General features: G+C 58.6%; 12 protein-coding genes and 2 pseudogenes. 9 read left to right on the top strand and 5 right to left on the bottom strand.

Annotated features, from left to right (window positions below; genetic code table 11):
• Positions 1-75: 75 nt before the first annotated feature.
• The 9 genes and pseudogenes from KI237_RS15520 to KI237_RS15480 form a co-directional block, all read left to right on the top strand.
• On the top strand, positions 76-1791 hold the full coding sequence (locus KI237_RS15520) for a type I secretion system permease/ATPase (protein ID WP_212795987.1): 1716 nt from the start codon (positions 76-78) through the stop codon (positions 1789-1791).
• 19 nt (positions 1792-1810) lie between these two features.
• Positions 1811-3121: an HlyD family type I secretion periplasmic adaptor subunit gene (locus KI237_RS15515; protein WP_249410611.1), complete on the top strand. Its 1311-nt coding sequence runs from the start codon at positions 1811-1813 to the stop codon at positions 3119-3121.
• 1 nt (position 3122) lies between these two features.
• Entirely contained in the window at positions 3123-4430 is a 1308-nt protein-coding gene (locus KI237_RS15510; protein ID WP_212795985.1) for a TolC family protein, read from the top strand.
• 123 nt (positions 4431-4553) lie between these two features.
• Positions 4554-7148, top strand: coding sequence for a M10 family metallopeptidase (locus tag KI237_RS15505; protein ID WP_212795984.1), 2595 nt, complete (start codon positions 4554-4556; stop codon positions 7146-7148).
• A gap of 380 nt (positions 7149-7528) precedes the next feature.
• The gene (locus KI237_RS15500) at positions 7529-8362 is read left to right on the top strand and encodes an oxidoreductase (protein ID WP_212800623.1); all 834 of its coding nucleotides are present in this window, start codon (positions 7529-7531) and stop codon (positions 8360-8362) included.
• Between the two features lie 84 nt (positions 8363-8446).
• On the top strand, positions 8447-9433 hold the full coding sequence (gene acuI / locus KI237_RS15495; RefSeq protein ID WP_212795983.1) for an acrylyl-CoA reductase (NADPH): 987 nt from the start codon (positions 8447-8449) through the stop codon (positions 9431-9433).
• Positions 9430-9837, top strand: coding sequence for a hypothetical protein (locus KI237_RS15490; protein ID WP_212795982.1), 408 nt, complete (start codon positions 9430-9432; stop codon positions 9835-9837). The genes acuI and KI237_RS15490 overlap by 4 nt, the downstream gene beginning before the upstream one ends.
• A gap of 102 nt (positions 9838-9939) precedes the next feature.
• Positions 9940-10650, top strand: a complete 711-nt coding sequence (locus KI237_RS15485) for a haloacid dehalogenase type II (protein WP_212795981.1) — start codon at positions 9940-9942, stop codon at positions 10648-10650.
• A gap of 35 nt (positions 10651-10685) precedes the next feature.
• Positions 10686-10963 (top strand): annotated as a pseudogene (locus KI237_RS15480) (hypothetical protein); the annotation flags it as partial.
• A 195-nt stretch (positions 10964-11158) separates the two neighbouring features.
• On the opposite strand, the gene KI237_RS15475 reads toward KI237_RS15480, so the two are convergent.
• From KI237_RS15475 to KI237_RS15455, 5 genes and pseudogenes are all read right to left on the bottom strand, one after another.
• Positions 11159-12178, bottom strand: coding sequence for a Gfo/Idh/MocA family protein (locus tag KI237_RS15475; protein WP_212795980.1), 1020 nt, complete (start codon positions 12176-12178; stop codon positions 11159-11161).
• 6 nt (positions 12179-12184) lie between these two features.
• On the bottom strand, positions 12185-13072 hold the full coding sequence (locus KI237_RS15470) for a shikimate dehydrogenase family protein (protein WP_249410610.1): 888 nt from the start codon (positions 13070-13072) through the stop codon (positions 12185-12187).
• Between the two features lie 116 nt (positions 13073-13188).
• Positions 13189-14624: pseudogene (locus KI237_RS15465) on the bottom strand (MFS transporter).
• Positions 14625-14922: 298 nt separating this feature from the next.
• Complete coding sequence (locus KI237_RS15460; RefSeq protein WP_212800621.1) at positions 14923-16503, bottom strand: aldehyde dehydrogenase (NADP(+)); 1581 nt, start codon at positions 16501-16503, stop codon at positions 14923-14925.
• Positions 16504-16562: 59 nt separating this feature from the next.
• Positions 16563-18110, bottom strand: a complete 1548-nt coding sequence (locus KI237_RS15455; protein ID WP_212795979.1) for a UxaA family hydrolase — start codon at positions 18108-18110, stop codon at positions 16563-16565.
• Positions 18111-18116: the final 6 nt, after the last annotated feature.

Raw genomic sequence — 18116 nt, 5'->3', positions numbered from 1 at the left:
TATTCCAGGCGCTCACGCACCTGTGCCCTTGTGATTTTTCAGGTTTGATCAGAATCGGACCTCAGGTAATGAGTCATGTCAGCCCACACCAGGACCGAACTGGAAGGCGCCCTTGCCGTCTGCAAAGGTAGTTTTCTTTCCGTTGGTTTTTTCAGTTTTTTCGTCAACTTGCTGATGCTGGTTCCTTCGTTCTACATGCTGCAGGTGTATGACCGCGCGGTAGGAAGCGCCAGCCTGTCGACGCTGTTGATGCTGACGCTGATCATGTTGCTGTTGATGATCACAATGGGTGGCTTGGAGTGGGTCCGTTCGCGAATCATGGTACGGATAAGCACTCGCCTGGACACGCTGCTGAGCCAGCGTCTGTTCGACGCCAGTTTCAAGCAGGCGCTCAATACCAGCGGCATGAATGCCTCCGCCCAGCCTTTGAGCGACCTGAGCGGTTTGCGCCAGTTCCTGACCGGCAACGGCCTGTTTGCGTTTTTTGACGCGCCGTGGATCCCGATCTACCTGGCTGTCATGTTCATGTTTCATGCCTGGTACGGCTGGATGGGGGTCGTGAGTGCCGTGTTGCTGGGCGCGCTGGCCTTTGCCAACGAAAAGCTTACCCACTCACCGCTGCAAGTTGCCAACCGCGAACAGATGGCCGCCACTGCCTTCACCAACAAGAGCTTGCGCAATGCCGAAGTGGTGCAGTCCATGGGCATGCTTGCCAGCCTGCGCCAGCACTGGAGTGGGCGAACCCACAAGATCCTCGCGCTGCAAAGCCTGGCCAGTGACCGCGCCGCAACCATGACGTCGGTGTCCAGGACATTCCGGCAGATCGTTCAGTCGCTGGTGCTGGGCCTGGGTGCCTATCTGACGATCAATCACGAGATTTCGTCCGGGCTGATGATTGCCGGCTCGATTTTGCTAGGGCGCGCGTTGGCGCCTATCGATCAGTTGATCGGCGTATGGAAAGGTTTCCTGGGCGCTCGCTCGCAATATGCCCGGCTGCACGAGTTGCTGCTCAAGATTGCCGTCGAGCCTGAACGCATGTCGCTACCGGCACCCGAAGGGGCGATTCGCGTCGAAGGCCTTTCGGCCGGAGCCCCGGACGCGCGTAAGCCGATTATTCGCGGCGTGGGCTTTCAGGTGGCCGCGGGCGAAGTCGTGGGCATCATTGGTCCCAGCGGCGCTGGAAAGTCGACCCTGGCCAGGGCGCTGCTGGGCGTCTGGCCAAGCCTGGCCGGCACCGTGCGCCTGGACGGCGCGGACATCAGCCAATGGCGTCGGGAGGCGTTAGGCCCATACATCGGCTATCTGCCACAGGACATCGAGTTGTTCGAGGGCACCATCAGCCAGAACATTTCCCGCTTCGGCCCGGTAAACGCACCTGCCGTGGTCGCTGCCGCGCGCATGGCGGGTGTGCATGAGCTGGTGCTGCAACTGCCCGACGGCTACGACACTTTGATCGGCGCCAATGGCGGTGGATTGTCCGGCGGCCAGCGGCAACGTATCGGCCTGGCGCGTGCCTTGTACGGTGAGCCGCGCCTGGTGGTGCTCGATGAACCAAACTCCAACCTGGATGAGGCCGGCGAAAAAATGCTCGCCGAGGCGCTGCAAAAGCTCAAGCAGAGCAGGGCCACGGTGTTTGTCATTACCCATCGACCCGGGGTGTTGGCGCAGGTGGATAAATTGTTGGTGCTCAATCAGGGCGAACTGAGCCTGTTCGGGCCGCGGGACCAGGTCCTGGCCCGCTTGCGCGATGCGACACCCGCGGCCCGCCAGGCTGCCGTGATTCAACCTTAGGAAGCAGATGAGCGATTTCATGCTAAACAGTAAACACTCATCTGCCATGTTGCTTGTCGACGACACACCGGTCCGTCGCGTCGGTTACCTCATGCTGCTGGTCACCTTTGGCCTGTTCGGTGGCTGGGCTGCGTTAGCCCCGCTCGACAGTTCGGCACTCGCGCCGGGCGTGGTTACGGTCAAAAGCTACCGCAAGACAGTGCAGCACCTTGAAGGCGGCATCGTGCGCGAACTGCGCGTGCATGACGGTGATCGGGTGAAAACCGGCGATGTGTTGCTGGTGCTCGACAACACCCAGGCCCGTTCGGAAATGGAAGCCATGCGCAGCCAGTTGATTGCCGCTCTTCAATTGCAGGCCAGGTTGGAGGCTGAGCGCGACGCATTGCCCGAGCCTCTGGCGGTGCCTGCCCTGGATCCCGCGGACCCACGAGTGCAAGAGGCCCGCGACAGTGAAGCCCGGATCTTCCAGACCCGACGGACCTCGTTGCTGGGCGAAATCGGCTTGCAAGAGAAGACCATCGGACAAATCGAAGAACAGATTCGCGGATTCAAGGCCATCATCGCCAGCAAGCAAGCGCTGGCGGCTTCCTATCAAGAAGAAATAGTCGATTTGCGGGCACTGCTTGCCGAAGGCTACGTGGACAAACAGCGACTGCGCGAGCAGGAGCGCAGCCTCTCTCGCCTGCAAACCGAAATAGCTGAAAGCCAGTCCGAGATTGCGCAAGCGCATGTCCATATCGACGAGGCGAGATTGAAGATACTGCAGTTGAAAAAGACCTTCGCCAGCGAAGTCGCCGGCCTGTTGGGCGATGCACGGACCAAGGTGTACGAACTGCGCGAGCGACTGGCCACCCTGCAGGACCGCGATCAACGTACCGATATCCTCGCGCCCGAGTCCGGAATGGTCATGGGCATGACGGTCCATACCCTCGGCGCCGTGGTCAGCCCAGGCACTGCGCTGCTGGACATCGTTCCCGCCAACGAAGAGCTGATCATCGAGGCGCAGGTGTCGCCGATGGACATCGACCGCATCGCGTTGGGCAAGCTGGCGGACATTCGCTTCAGCGCGTTCAAGAGCAGCACCACGCCCGTCATCGAAGGTCGGTTGGTGCAGATTTCCGCCGACCGCCTGATCAACAAGGACACCGGCACGGCTTATTACCTGGCACGCGTGGCGCTGACGGACAAAGGACGTCAGACGCTGGGCAACCTGACCCTGGTGCCGGGAATGCCGGTCGAAGTGCTGGTCAATACGGGCGCGCGAACGCTGTTGCAATACTTGATACAGCCGGCGAGCAATGTGTTCGCCCGTTCGTTGATCGAGGACTGAAATGAGGTTCCTGATCACGATGTGCCTGGCCCTCATGCCGCTGGGAGCGCTCGCTGACGATACTTATGTCGACCTGTGGCAATTGCACCAGGAAGCGCAGGGGGCTGATCCGCGTGTCCTGCGGGCACAAGCCCTGACTCGAAGCGGCGAGGGCAAGGAGCGGGCGGCCTTCGGTCAATTGTTGCCGCAGCTCAACGCCAGCGGCAGCGTCAACCGCGGCCGGCGCGACGACGACTTGAACCGTATCCAGTACAACGGTAAACGCATGGCCGTGATGCTCAATCAGGTGATCTACGATCCGCAGGTCTGGCGCAGTTACCAGAAGTACATTGAGTTGGCCCGGCAAAGTGGTTACGAGTCGGCCGATACCCAGGTGCAAGCCAGCATTGATTTGTCCGAGCGCTATTTCGCCGTTCTTGCGGCAGAGGACGAGTTGTCGCTGGTGCGCAGCGAACTTGCGGCGACCGAGCGCAACCTCAAGCGGGTCAAGGCCCTGTACGCGCGGCAGATGGCAATGGTGACCGATGCACTGGATCTTGAGGCGCGAGTGGATACGCTCAAGGCTGATGAGATCGAAGCCAGCAATAAAGTCCTGGTCAGTCGTGAAGCCATTTCCGAACTGGTGGGGCGCGATGTCAGCGAGCGGTTCAAGCGCATCGGCGACAATCCTGCTTTCAGCCTGCCGGCGCAAGCGCAAGACTACTGGGTGCAGACAGCGCTCGACAGCAACCCGGCACTGCAGGCTCGGGAACACAGCGTCCGCGCCGCCGAGGCGGCTATCGATGAAAACAAGGCGGGTCATCTTCCCCGGCTGGGCCTGAACTTGACGGCGCAACGCAGTGATATTGGCTATGAAGGCGCCGTGACGCCTCGCTCAGACAACCTCGTTGCCTCCCTGGACTTGCAGATGCCGCTCTACAGCGGCGGCTCCACCCGTGCACGGGTATCGAGTTCCGAAAGTGACAAGGAAGTCGCCCAGCAGGAACTGGAGGCCCTGCGTCGTCAGGTCATCAAGGAAACCCGCACGGCTTATCTCGGCATGAGCGCCGAACTCAGCCGGATCAAGGCAACACGGCGTGCGCTGGAGTCTGCCGAGAAGTCACGCATGGCCACGGAAAAAGCCTTTGGCTACGGCGTCAAGAATGCCGTCGATGTGCTGGACAGCATCAAGGAAGAGTTTCGTGCACGGCGTGATTTCTATCAGTCCCAATACAAGTTCGTGACCAGCCTGCTGGTGCTGCATCGCTGGAGCGGAAGATTGGGAGATGGGGATATTCGCCAGGCCAATGAATGGCTGGTTGCGCCATAATTAGTGGATCCAAGGCATAGAATAGTGGCTAAGTGATATCGCTTTCACTGTTTCTGATGCAAAATAACCCCTTTGTAGCGGCCGCATTTCGGAAGGCCGCAGATCGTTCACAGGAAGCTTCGCATGCCTACTCCAGTTGGTTATTCATTTTCTTCGTCGGCAACGCTGACCGGCAATGCGCAAGTCGACAGCTTGCTGGCCGGTACCTATTGGATGGGTAACACCTGGAGCACCGGTACGTTCACCACGCCGCTGACGTACAGTTTCATTACTGAGAATTCGCGTTTTTCCAGCATCTACAGCAGTGAAAATGAGTATGAGGCCGGCTACGTCCTGACCTCAGCCCAGCAAAGTGGCATTACCAGTGCGCTCAGCATGTGGAGCTCGGTTGCCAATATCAAATTCACCCAGGTCAGCGAGTCCACCGCCAACGTAGGCGATCTGCGATTCGGCGGTTATCTGGATATGGATAGCGACACCGCAGCCTGGGGCTATTTTCCCGCAGATACCCCCAGCGGCGGTGATGTCTGGCTCGGGCCAGTGACGAACAACCCGACCCCCGACAAGGGCACATATGACTACCTGGTTTTTATGCATGAGATCGGCCATGCACTTGGCCTCAAGCACCCGTTCTCCCAAAACCTGTCAAACGCCACAGTGCTTGCAAGTCAGTTCGATGATGTCAGCAATACGATCATGAGTTACAACACCTCGTATTCATATGAACCGACCACCCCCATGCTGCTGGACATTGCCGCCATCCAGAGTCTCTATGGGGCCAATACTCAATGGCAGACCGGTAATAACACGTATAGCTGGGGGGCCAGCCAATCGGTTTTCGAGACGATTTGGGACGCCGGCGGCACTGACACGATCGACGCAAGCAATCAGCTGGCAGCGGTGAGCATCAACCTGAATGAAGGCCAGTTCAGCAAGATCGGCCAAACGTTTCTGAAACTCGACACTCAGACGGCCTTCAATGAAGGATTGGCGATCGCCTACGGTGCCAAAATTGAGAACGCAGTCGGCTCGGCCAATGATGACAGCCTCATTGGCAATGCGTTGGCCAACGTTCTGGACGGTCGTGCCGGCAATGACACGCTGATCGGCGGTATCGGCAATGACACGATGATCGGCGGTACCGGCAATGATATCTACGTGGTCGATAACATCGGGGACGTTGTCAGCGAAACCAGCACCTTGGCCAGCGAAATCGATGCCGTTCGTTCTTCGGTGAGCTGGAGCCTGGGCGCTAACCTGGAAAACCTGATCCTGACTGATACTGCCCACGTCAATGCCACCGGCAACACCTTGGGCAACGTACTCGTCGGAAATGTCGGCAACAACGTGCTCAATGGCCTGGGCGGCGCGGATATCCTGATCGGTGGTGCCGGTAATGATATCTACGTGGTCGATAACCTCGGGGACGTTGTCAGCGAAACCAGCACCTTGGTCAGCGAAATCGATGCCGTGAGTTCTTCGGTGAGCTGGAGCCTGGGCGCTAACCTGGAAAACCTGATCCTGACGGGCACTGCCCATATCAATGCCGCCGGCAACACCTTGGGCAACGTACTTGTCGGAAATGCCGGCGACAACGTGCTCAATGGCCTGGGCGGCGCGGATATCCTGAACGGTGGTGCCGGCAATGATATCTACGTGGTCGATAACGTCGGGGACGTTGTCAGCGAAACCAGCACCTTGGCCAGCGAAATCGATGCCGTGAGTTCTTCGGTGAGCTGGAGCCTGGGCGCTAACCTGGAAAACCTGATCCTGACGGGCACTGCCCACATCAATGCCGCCGGCAACACCTTGGGCAACGTACTTGTCGGAAATGCCGGCAACAACGTGCTCAATGGCCTGGGCGGCGCGGATATCATGAACGGTGGTGCCGGCAATGATATCTACGTGGTTGATAACGTCGGGGATGTTGTCAGCGAAACCAGCACCTTGGCCAGCGAAATCGATGCCGTGAGTTCTTCGGTGAGCTGGAGCCTGGGCGCTAACCTGGAAAACCTGATCCTGACGGGCACAGCCCACATCAATGCCGTCGGCAACACCTTGGACAACGTACTCGTCGGAAATGCCGGCAATAACGTGCTCAATGGCCTGGGCGGCGCGGATATCATGAACGGTGGTGCCGGCAATGATATCTACGTGGTCGATAACGTCGGGGACGTTGTCAGCGAAACCAGCACCCTGGCCAGCGAAATCGATGCCGTGAGTTCCTCGGTGAGCTGGAGCCTGGGCGCTAACCTGGAAAACCTGATCCTGACGGGCACAGCCCACATCAATGCCACCGGCAACGACTTGGGCAACGTACTCGCCGGTAATACCGGCAACAACGTGCTCAATGGCGGGGCTGGGCAGGATACGCTGATTGGCGGCATTGGCACTGATACCCTCATCGGCGGTGTCGGAGCCGACCGATTTGTTTTCAGTGCGTTGAATGAGCTGAGTATAGGCAGTGGTCGAGACGTCATTTTTGACTTCAGCAGCCTCGAGGGCGACAAAATTGACCTGTCGAAATTCGATGCCAATGTCCTGACCGCTACGCTCAATAAATTCAGCTTCATCGACTCGAATGAGTTCACGACCGCCGGACAACTGCGCTTCGTCGACCACATACTTTACGGCAACGTCAACGGTGATCTGGGGGCGGACTTTGAAATCCAGCTCGTGGGCGTCAATACCCTCAATGCCACCGATCTGATCGCCTGATAGAGCGGCTCAGGGGCCTGGGTCTCTCCCGCCGGGTGCTACTCAATAAAATGATGAACGCCGTGGCGAGGGGGCTCGCTCCCGCAGGGCTGCTGAGCAGCCCTTTTGTGGGCGCTTCTCGCTGGCGCGCCAACCCGCTCAAGCGGAACATGCTCTTTGCCACAAGTTCGTCGACTGCCTTGTTAATTCATTGATTTCATGGGCACGGATTTATTCAAGTGCCAAGAACAATACGGCTATTGATCTTATTGATTTCGATCAACATCAAAAACATTGACTGCTACGATTATGATCATCATCATAAGGCTGCCAGTCGATGATCCAAGACCACAGTTGTGATCTCTGACCGGATAACGTCGATAACCGGAAGGACATTCATGATGATCAACAAACGCGTAGCGTTAGTGACCGGCGCTTCATCCGGTATCGGGGAAGCCATTGCACACAAGCTCGTGGCCGCAGGCTACAGCGTCTACGGCACCAGCCGACGAGGCGGGCAGGCGGGACAGCAGGGGTTTCCACTGTTGGTGCTCGATGTTACCGACGATGCCAGCGTCGAAGCGGCGATCCAGGCGTTGCTGACGTTGGAGGGGCGGATTGATCTGCTGGTCAACAATGCCGGCTTCGGCATCGCGCCCGCAGCGGCGGAGGAGAGTTCCGTCGAGCAGGCCAAGGCGCTTTTCGATACTAACTTCCTCGGCATCGTACGCACGACGCGCGCGGTGGTGCCGCACATGCGACGCCAGGCTGCTGGCCGCATCATCAACATCGGCTCAATCCTCGGTGTTGTGCCTGTTCCTTACGCAGCCCTCTATTCAGCCAGCAAGCACGCGGTGGAAGGTTATTCGCAAGCGCTGGATCACGAATTGCGTACCCACGGCATCAGGGTCACCGTCGTCGAACCCGGCTATACCAAGACTCAATTCGAGAGCAACAACCTCCAACCCGATGCCAAGCTCGACGTGTACGAAGACATTCGCAAAAAAGTGACGAAAGTGGTGAACCAGGCCATGGCGACCGCCGACGGCCCCGACGTGGTGGCTGAAGTGGTGCTCCAGGCCGCGCGCGCCGAGCGTCCGAAGCTGCGCTATACCGCTGGCAAAGCGGCGGGCCAGTTGCAGTTCATGCGCAGTTTTGCTCCGGCGCGCTTGCTGGACATGGGCATCCGCAGGGCGCTGCAACTCGAAACCAAACGGCCTTCTCAGGCACACTGACGCGGCCTGGCCACAACCGTTGCCGTGTCTGTTGCATCTGCAGGGCAGCGACGACGATCCGTTTGAACGAACAGGACAAGAACCATGACATTCAAGGCGCTGCTCACGACCAAAACCGGCGAAGCGATCTCGACCCAGATGGTCGATTTCAAGGACGAAGACCTGATGCCCGGTGACGTCACCGTCGCGATCGAGTTCTCGACCGTGAACTACAAGGACGCCATGGCCCTCAGCGGGCGTTCCCCGGTCATTCGCCAGTTTCCGCTGATTCCGGGCATCGACTTCGCCGGTATCGTCGAGACGTCCAGCCACCCGGGTTTCGAGGCTGGCGACCGGGTGCTGGTCAACGGTTGGGGGCTGAGCCAGACCCATCACGGTGGCTTTGCGCAGAAGGCGCGGGTGAGCGGTGACTGGCTGGTAAAAATCCCGGAAGTATTCTCGACCCAGGCAGCCATGGCCATCGGCACCGCAGGCTACACGGCGATGCTCAGTGTCCTGGCATTGGAGCATGGCGGGCTGACCCCCGATCGCGGCGATATCCTGGTCACTGGTGCCAGCGGCGGCGCCGGTTCGGTGGCCATCGCACTGCTGTCGGGCCTGGGCTATCGAGTGATCGCCTCGACCGGACGGCAAGAGGAGGGCGACTACCTGCGCGACCTTGGGGCGACGCAGGTCATCGACCGCAATACCTTGTCGCAGCCGGGAGCGCCAATCGCCAAGGAGCGCTGGGCTGGCGTCATTGATTCAGTGGGCAGCCACACCCTGGCCAATGCCTTGGCGCAAACCCAATATCGCGGCGTTGTCGCTGCCTTCGGCCTGGCCCAGGGCGCGGATCTGCCTGGCTCGGTGCTGCCTTTCATCCTGCGCAACGTGACCCTGGCCGGTATCGATTCGGTCAACGCTCCGCAAGCGGTGCGCCTGCAGGCATGGTCGCGACTCGCCCAGGACCTTGATTTGAGCAAGCTGACCCGCACCACCCAGATGGTTGGCTTGGCAGAGGTGCCGGCCGTAGCCGCTCGGGTACTGGAAGGCAAGGTGCGCGGGCGGACTGTCGTGGACGTGAATGCATGAGCAACGCTTCTCGCGCTTTCCGTTACCTGGCGACCTTTTCGGCACTGTTGTTTTTCGTGTTGGCCGCCATCTGGTTGTTCGCGCCGGCCGCGTTGTTGGCCAATTGGGGCGTGGTCTTCGATGGAGGCACCACGGGCTTGGTAAGCCGGCGTGCGGCACCGCTCTACGCGGGTATTGGGGTTGCGTTGTTGTTGGCACGCAATGCGCCGCCGTCGCCAGGGCGAACCGCCGTGGTGGCGGGGTTTGTCACCACGTGCTTGCTGCTTGCGCTGCTGGGGCTGGTCGAGTGGGCCATGGGCAATGTCGAGTCGGGCATCTTGCCGGCGGTGCTGGTCGAAGTTGCCCTGGCGCTGGCCTTCTTGTTCATCGCAGGCGCCGAAGGCCGGGGCAAGGCTCACCGGTAAAGGTGCTTGAAAAGGATAAGGCTAAGCTCATTGAATTCCCGCGTTCCAGTGCCTCAGTGGCCGGTGTGCCAGGCTGGACCTAAATAGCAGAGGAGTCTTGCAATGACACTTCCACGAGCGTTGGCATTCGATGTGTTCGGCACCGTTGTTGACTGGCATTCAGGCGTCGCACGTGAGGCGAGTGCATTCGTGTCGACCTACCTGCCTGCGGTCAGCCCTGCTGAATTTGCAATGCAATGGCGCCGGTTGTATTCGCCAGCGCTGCGCGAGTGCATCAAGGGGCATGGAGGCTTCGTTGTCCTGGATAAACTGCACTACGAGACGCTGGTCCAGTTGTTGACGACTTATGGCCTGGAAGTCGACCAGGTTGACCCCGAGGTATTGCACACGCTTGCCCATGCCTGGCGCCGCCTGGACCCTTGGCCTGACGTGGCCGAGGGCCTGGCCCTGTTGCGTCGACGCTTTGCGGTGGTGACCTTGTCCAATGCCAACGTGGCCTTGATGGTCGCCATGAACCGCTACAACGGCTTGCAGTGGGACGCGCTGCTGGGGGCGGAGTTCGCGCAAACCTATAAACCGGATCCCGCCGCGTACCTGTCCACGGCAAGGGCGCTGGATCTCAAACCCAATGAGCTCTGCCTGGTGGCTTGCCACCACAGCGATCTTGCAGCCGCCAGGGATTGCGGCCTGATGACGGCCTATATCGACCGGCCCATGGAATATGCTGGTGCACCTGCCCCCGATGCCGCCGACGCCCAGGATTGGGATTGGCAGGCCGATAGTTTCATTGACCTTGATGACAAGCTGCAGTGATGTCTACCTGATCGAACGGTGGCTCATTGGAGGGGCGCATCGTTGTCGCGGTGCCGGTTGCTCCGCGGGAAACAGTCGAGGCTTTGCGCAACGAAGTGAATGAAGTGAATGAAGTGAATGAAGTGAATGAAGTGAATGAAGTGAATGAAGTGAATGAAGTGATTTGCCCGCTCATTCCCGAGTGGTTGATATCGATCGTTATTGGTATTTGAATTTTGCCCAGACTTCGGACGAAGAAGTCATCAATCACATGCAGCAGGCCTGGCAGCGGGAAGCATCGAGCGGTTGCTGGGCGGAGCGTCCTGATGCTTGATTGCCAAAGTCACCGGGGCCTTGGCGCGCAGGCGCGTTTCGTTATCTGGATTGGTGCTAGCTTCTCGGCCCAAAGAAAGTCGTCGAGCCTATTCGAAGCGGCTGACACGCAGCCGCCCGGTAGACGGGGAGAGCCCCAAAGCGATGATGTGGGGCGTGAGCTGCTCAGGTATCGGATTCAGCTGGGCGGCTCCAATCATCCCGGCGTCGGAGTAATTGTCAAAAGCGTACCTCCTTGCCGAGCTGAAGCGTAGGCCGCGTCCATGACCTGCATGATTGCCTCAGCGTCGCGTAATGATGCAATGGGCTTGGCCCCGTTTCGGCATTCAGCAAGCACTTGCTTGACGAACAATGGGTAATAGACGTCAGTGTCCAGTTGTAGTCGGCGGCTTCGAGTGCCAGCGGCAAGGTTCTGTCGATCCCTTATTTCGATGCGGTCTGGGCCGGATTTGGCATACATGCGATCAGATGAAAGGGTGAAGGAGAACTCGCGCTGCTCATCAACGGTACTGGGGAAGCTGTATCCCGTTTCCACAACACCGATCACGCCATCTTCCGTCTGCAGGGTCAATAACGAATAGTCTTCGACGGCCCCCCGATGCGTCAGTGAATTCATGACGGCTGAGACTCGCGAGACCTCCTTGCCGGTCAATAGCCTGAAGAGATCGATGAAGTGCGTCGCCACGTTGATCGTGGATCCGCCTCCTGAAAAAGCGGGATCGATGGCCCAGCCTGAGCCTGCCGTTTCATAACGTGCGGGCGGACCTACAATGAAGCGGAAAGACATGTAGTTGAAGTCCGCTGCCAAGCCGCCCTCGGCATCTTGCAGAGCACTCAGCAGTTCACTCATGCGGAAGATCAGCGGTACAGCACAGTAGAGATTGGCTTGTTCGGCCAGCTCACGTAGCCGGGTGACCTGCGCCATGTTGATGCCGCAGGGTTTCTCCAGGGCAAAGGGGATGTTTCGTGCGATCACGGCCTCTGCCAGCGACGGCATTTGCGAATGCCTGCCGAACACGAAAGCAAAATCGACCTCCTCGCGTTCAAGCAACTCGTAGGATGAGCTATACAAAGGGCATTTGAATCGTGCGGCAATGGCCTCACCCTTCACGTGTTCCGAATCCGATACGGCCACCACTTGGACCCCATTGGTCTCGAGAGCATTCAGATACAGCGGGACATGCCAATGGCTGACCTCCAGTAACGCAACTTTCATATGCAATCACTCCTGGCGCGGTGCTGTTACGTTATCGGGGTGGTAATCGAACCCAAGGAAGCGCAGGGCAAGCAGTGCCTGACCTTTGTGCATAGGGCCCCCGTCCTGTGTACGACAACCTCGTTTACGCGCCGCATCGCAAAGCGGTGTCGAATCCGGTGAGTTGATGATATCCACGACGAGGGTGCCGGGTTCCAGCCGGTCAGGGTCCACAGGCATAGGATCATTCTTGCTCATGCCTAGGGGCGTGGCATTGATCACGATTTCATAGCCATGTGGGTCGGCTGGGCCGGCCTGCGTGATGCAACCTGTTTCGGCAGCAACCGCTTTCGCCAGATCCTCGGCTCGGTGTGCGTCGACATCGCCGATAGTGAGCGATCGAGCACCCGCCGCTGCGATGGCAAATGCGATCGCTCTGCCTGCGCCTCCAGCGCCTACCAAAAGAACGTTTTTGTTTGCTGGGTGGTAGCCTTCCCATTGCATGCCAAGCACACAGCCGAGGCCATCGAATACGGCACCGACCCAGCGTCCGTCTGCCTCGCAACGAATGACGTTGATAGCACCGACTTGACGCGCGGTCGGATGAAGTTCGTCGACAACAGCCAGCATACTTTGCTTATGAGGCATGGTGACCAGGATGCCTGCGAGATTGTTCAGTGCCCTGGCCCCCGTCACGAACGCGGGCAGGTCATCGGCCTTGACCTCCAATGGAACACAAACCGCGTCTGCCTGCTGCTCTATAAAGAGTCGGTTGAATAGTTGCGGAGACTTGGCAGCCGTCAGCGGATGACCGACCAATCCATAAAGCCGAGTTGTTCCTGTGATATGTGAAGCCATGGTTGCCTGATATTTGATGTTGACGGGAAGAGGCGTCCTGGCAGCTTCTTGGCTCATGCACCGCGTCGATGGCGAGGCATTGGCCAGTGCCGAGCGCAGGCTGCTGCTCTGCCCGTTGGGCCTGTGTGGGTCGCGAAAGCCGAATGGTCGCACCAGTTTGATCGTCGAAGTCGTTACGAGCGCAGCTGGCCAGCCAGATTCTTCGGTACGTCTGTCTGAGCTGTGCCCCGCATCGCTTCGGCCCGCATGCGATCGTATTCTTCTTTGGCAATAGGTACTGCGGTGCGCTTGCCGAGATCTTCAAGGCGAATCCGGTAGGTTTCACGTGTAGTGAACGCCGCGATCGCAGCGACAACACAGATACCTAATGTAAGAGAACCGATTTTTAGTGGGATATTTTCGGAGCCCGGGGGGCTACAGTAACGAAGATTGCTGGGAGAAAGGCAGTCATCGCGGTCCCAATGTTCTGCCCGATGGCCATGCCAGTCACACGCACCCGCGTGCGGAACAACTCAGGAAAGAGGCTTGGGAATACACCGTTGAAACCCTGATAAGCGACGCCCCACATGAGCACGGAGAGCACTAGCGAAAGCCACAGGTTGTGGACGCTGATAGCGTACAGATAGGCGTACGAGAGCAGTCCCGCGCAGAGCACGCCAATGATGACTGGGGGTCTGCGGCCGATCCTGTCTGAGAGGTTACCGACGAAGGGGATCAGGATGACCGCGCACATGTTACCCAGCAGGGGAATCCACAGATAGACGCCTGCGGGGAAACCGACGCCATAAGCCGGTTGGACCGCGTAGGTGGCGCCGAATACCGAGGCGACAATAGCGATCACCGCGGCAAGTGCCATGCAGATCACACGCAAGAGATCACCCCAGCTCTGCCGGATGACTTCGACGACTGGCAGGACAGTCGCTTCTTCACCTTGTTTTTTTTGCTCGGCAAATGCAGGTGTCTCATCGACCTGGCGGCGAATGATATAGCCCATGATGACTACGACGATGCTGAGCAGGAACGGAATGCGCCAGCCCCAGGCGGCGAACTGATCCGCAGGCATGAAATGAGCGAGAGGCAAGAAGACTGCTGCCGCGAGCAGCTGCCCGGCCTGAACCCCTTGCAGGGTAAAGCTTGCGAAGTAACCACGACGACCGGACGGAGCGTGTTCGAGAATCATGGAACTGGCGCAGGAGATCTCCCCGGCCACCGCGAAACCCTGAATCAGACGCAACGTCACCAGCAGCAGCGGCGCCCAGATTCCGATCTGCTGGTACGTTGGCAGAAGCCCGATGCACATCGTCGAGAAGCCCATCAGGAACATGCAGTAGACCAGAACTGTTTTACGGCCGTGGCGATCACCCAAATGCCCTAGGACAACGGCGCCTATCGGCCGGGCGATATAGCCCACACCAAAGCTGGCCAGAGAGGCAATGATGCCGACCGCTGGGTTATCAGATGGAAAAAACAGCTGTGGAAACAGTAAGGCCGCCGCGGTCGCGTAAATAAAGAAGTCGTAATACTCCAGTGCCGAGCCGATCCAACCGCTAGCTGCGGCTTTCTTTGACTGGCCTTTGGAATGAGCGTTGATCGGTATGCTCTGATTCATGACGTGTCTCCGGTTTCTCAATTGTTGTTATTGTAACTGCGTTCCATCAGTAATTCTGTTACCAGGATTGCCGCCCTGTCAAGGGAGTCGTTCCCTGGTTGATCAAGGCATAACGCTGGTCATTGGTGAGGTGCTGAGTTCATATGTCTGACGGCCGTCGCCAAGTCGAGCGAGCACGCCAAAGCGCGCTCGTGCAATGGAGCGAACAGGGTGTAAGAGCAGCAGGGTGACCTTAAGGCGCGCGAACCCTGCACGCCTTAATCAATTCGTCTGCGTGGCGCCTTGCATGTTTGCCAACCTACAAGCTATCTCGCGAGAGAGAACCGTCGACGAGCCTCGAAATGTTCAATGGATTCGCGTTCTTGAGCGCATCAGGAAGCAACGCATCGGGGTAGTTCTGGAAGCAGACTGGTCTCAGGAAGCGGTCGATGGCCAAGGTTCCGACCGAGGTGCCGCGACTATCGGAAGTCGCTGGATAAGGGCCGCCGTGCACCATTGAATCGCAGACCTCGACACCCGTTGGGTAGCCATTGATGAGGATGCGGCCAACCTTAGTCTCCAACAAGTCAGTCACCGCTGCGAATTGCGTAAGGTCTTCAGGCTCACCAATCAAGGTTGCGGTCAATTGGCCGTGCAGGGCACTGATGGCGGCGTTGAGTTGAGTCTGGTCAGTGACCTCGATGAAGATAGACGTGGGGCCGAATACTTCTTCTTGAAGTACCTTGTCGCCGTTAAGCAACAACGCTACGTCGGCTTTGAACAACTGTGGCTGGGCCTGGTGACCCTGTTGGTCGCTGCCAGCCAGGTGCACGATGCCAGGGTGTGCGTGCAGGTTCTGCAAGCCAGTCGCATAGCTACGCAGGGTGCCGGCGTTGAGCATTGTCTGTGCCGGTTGGTCGTTCATCAATGCAGCCACTCGATCCTCAAAGGCGCTGAAAGCATCTGAACGAATGCCCATTACCAGTCCGGGATTGGTGCAAAACTGGCCACAACCTTGAACCACCGAGGCGGCAAGATCGTGAGCGATACTGTCGGCTCTTCGCGAGAGTGCCTGGGGCAGGATCACTACCGGGTTGATGCTCGACATCTCGGCGAAGACTGGAATGGGTTCGGGGCGAGCAGCGGCCATATCGCACAATGTCCGACCGCCTTTGAGCGAGCCGGTAAAACCAACGCCCTTGATGTGCGGGTGTTTTACCAAGGCTTCGCCTACGCCACTGCCATAAATCATGTTGAAGACACCGGCGGGCATGTCGCTGCGCTCGGCCGCCCGGATAATTGCGTTGGCGACCTGTTCTGCGGTCGCCATGTGGCCGCTGTGGGCTTTGAATACCACCGGACAACCCGCCGCGAGCGCCGAAGCGGTATCGCCGCCGGCCGTGGAGAAGGCCAGCGGAAAGTTACTGGCACCAAACACGGCAACCGGACCGATGGCGGTGCGGTACTGGCGAAGGTCGGGGCGCGGCAACGGTTTGCGAAGGGGTAACGCTTGGTCGATGCGAGCGCCATAGAAGTCACCGCGCCGCAGCACATTTGCAAACAAGCGCATCTGACCACTGGTACGTGCGCGTTCGCCCTGAATACGAGCTGCAGGCAATGCTGTTTCCCGGCAAACCAGCGCAATGAAGTCATCGTCCAAAGCCTCTAGCTCTTGGGCAATGGCATCGAGAAATTCAGCCCGTTTGTTCGCGCTCAGGCTGCGGTAGCTGGAAAAAGCGTTGTAGGCTGCGAGGGCAGCGTCGTCGATTTCTTGCGGGGTCGCCTGGTGGAAGGCATAGGGCAAGGTTTCCCCCGTGCTGGCATCCACGCTCTTGACGATGATGCTGCCGGCAGCGCTGCGCTGACCGCCGATAAAGTTCTGGCCGGTGATGAGGGGCATCGTAGTCTCCAGGTTGAATAAGCAGAGATAGGTGGGCAAGGCATTCCCAGGACTGAAAATCAGGTGACGGCGCCGATCTGCCAAGGCACGAACTCATTTTGTCCGTATCCGTGTTGTTCGCTCATGCTGCGCTCGCCCGAGGCTATGCGCAGCATGGCTTCAAAGATCGCTGCACCGCACGCCTCGATGGTCAAGGTGTCTTCGGCAATCTCGCCACAGTTGATGTCCATGTCTTCTCGTTGACGAGCCCACAAGGCGCTATTGGTCGCCAGCTTGATAGACGGGGCAGGGGCACAGCCATAGGCCGATCCACGACCGGTGGTAAACGCAATCAGGTTGGCACCGCCGGCGACCTGACCAGTTGCAGAGACGGGGTCATAGCCAGGGGTGTCCATGAAAACTAGCCCGTTGGCAGTGACGGTCTGGGCGTATTCGTAGACATCCATCAAATTGCTCGAGCCAGCCTTTGCCACCGCGCCCAGCGACTTTTCCAGAATGGTGGTCAAGCCACCGGCCTTGTTGCCAGCAGAGGGGTTGTTGTTTAACTCGGCCCCCATACGTTCGCAGTAGCGTTCCCACCAATGAATTCGAGCGATAAGTTTTTCGCCGACTTCACGGTTGACAGCCCGCCGCGTTAGCAAGTGTTCGGCACCGTATATTTCTGGGGTTTCGGAAAGAATCGCGGTACCGCCGCAGGCGACCAGGCGATCCACTGCATTGCCCAACGCAGGGTTGGCAGTGATACCGGAGTAGCCGTCTGAACCACCGCACTGAAGCCCAACGGTCAGGTGGCGAGCGCTAACCGGTTCACGCTGAATCTGATTGGCCTCGCCAAGCAATTGCTTGACGTGCTCAATGCCACTGGCAATGGACTTGGATGTACCGCCACTGTCCTGAATGTTGAACGTGCGCAGAGTATTACTACGGGTGAGTCCCTGCGTCGTGAGTAATGAATCGATTTGATTCGTTTCGCAGCCCAACCCGATGACCAACACGGCGGCGAAGTTGACGTGGGTCGCATACCCGGCCAATGTCCGGCGCAACATGCTCAAACCGTCCCCCGCAGGATCAACGGCGCAGCCGGCAGAATGCGTTAAAGCAACAACACCGTCGACGTTTGGATACGCTTGCAGTGCAGCGGGATTGATGTCCCGACGAAAATGGTCTGCGATGGCCCGAGCGACGGTGGCCGAGCAATTCACCGACGTAAGAATGCCAATGTAGTTGCGTGTCGCGACGCGTCCATCCGGGCGCACGATACCCATGAACGACGGGGCTTCACTTGGTTTGAAATCGGGCTTGGCATCGACGCTGAAAGCATAATCCCGAGCGAACTCCCCCATGGCCAGGTTGTGCACATGAACATGCTCGCCTGCTTCTATATCGACAACAGCAAAACCGATGATTTGCCCATAGCGCTTTACCGGTTGGCCTGCTTCGATACGCCGGGAGGCAACTTTATGGCCCGGTACAATCGCCTGTCGAATCGTCACGCCTTCTAGCTCAAGGGTTTCACCAGCGACTAGCGGTCGGCGTGCAATCAGCACATCGTCCAGCGGGTTCAAGCGCAGAACAGCTGCTGCGCCGGTTTTCATGATCAGTTCCATCGCATC

The organism is Pseudomonas sp. St316, from assembly GCF_018325905.1.
Lineage (GTDB): Bacteria > Pseudomonadota > Gammaproteobacteria > Pseudomonadales > Pseudomonadaceae > Aquipseudomonas.
This window is presented reverse-complemented; position numbering and strand designations above follow the sequence as displayed.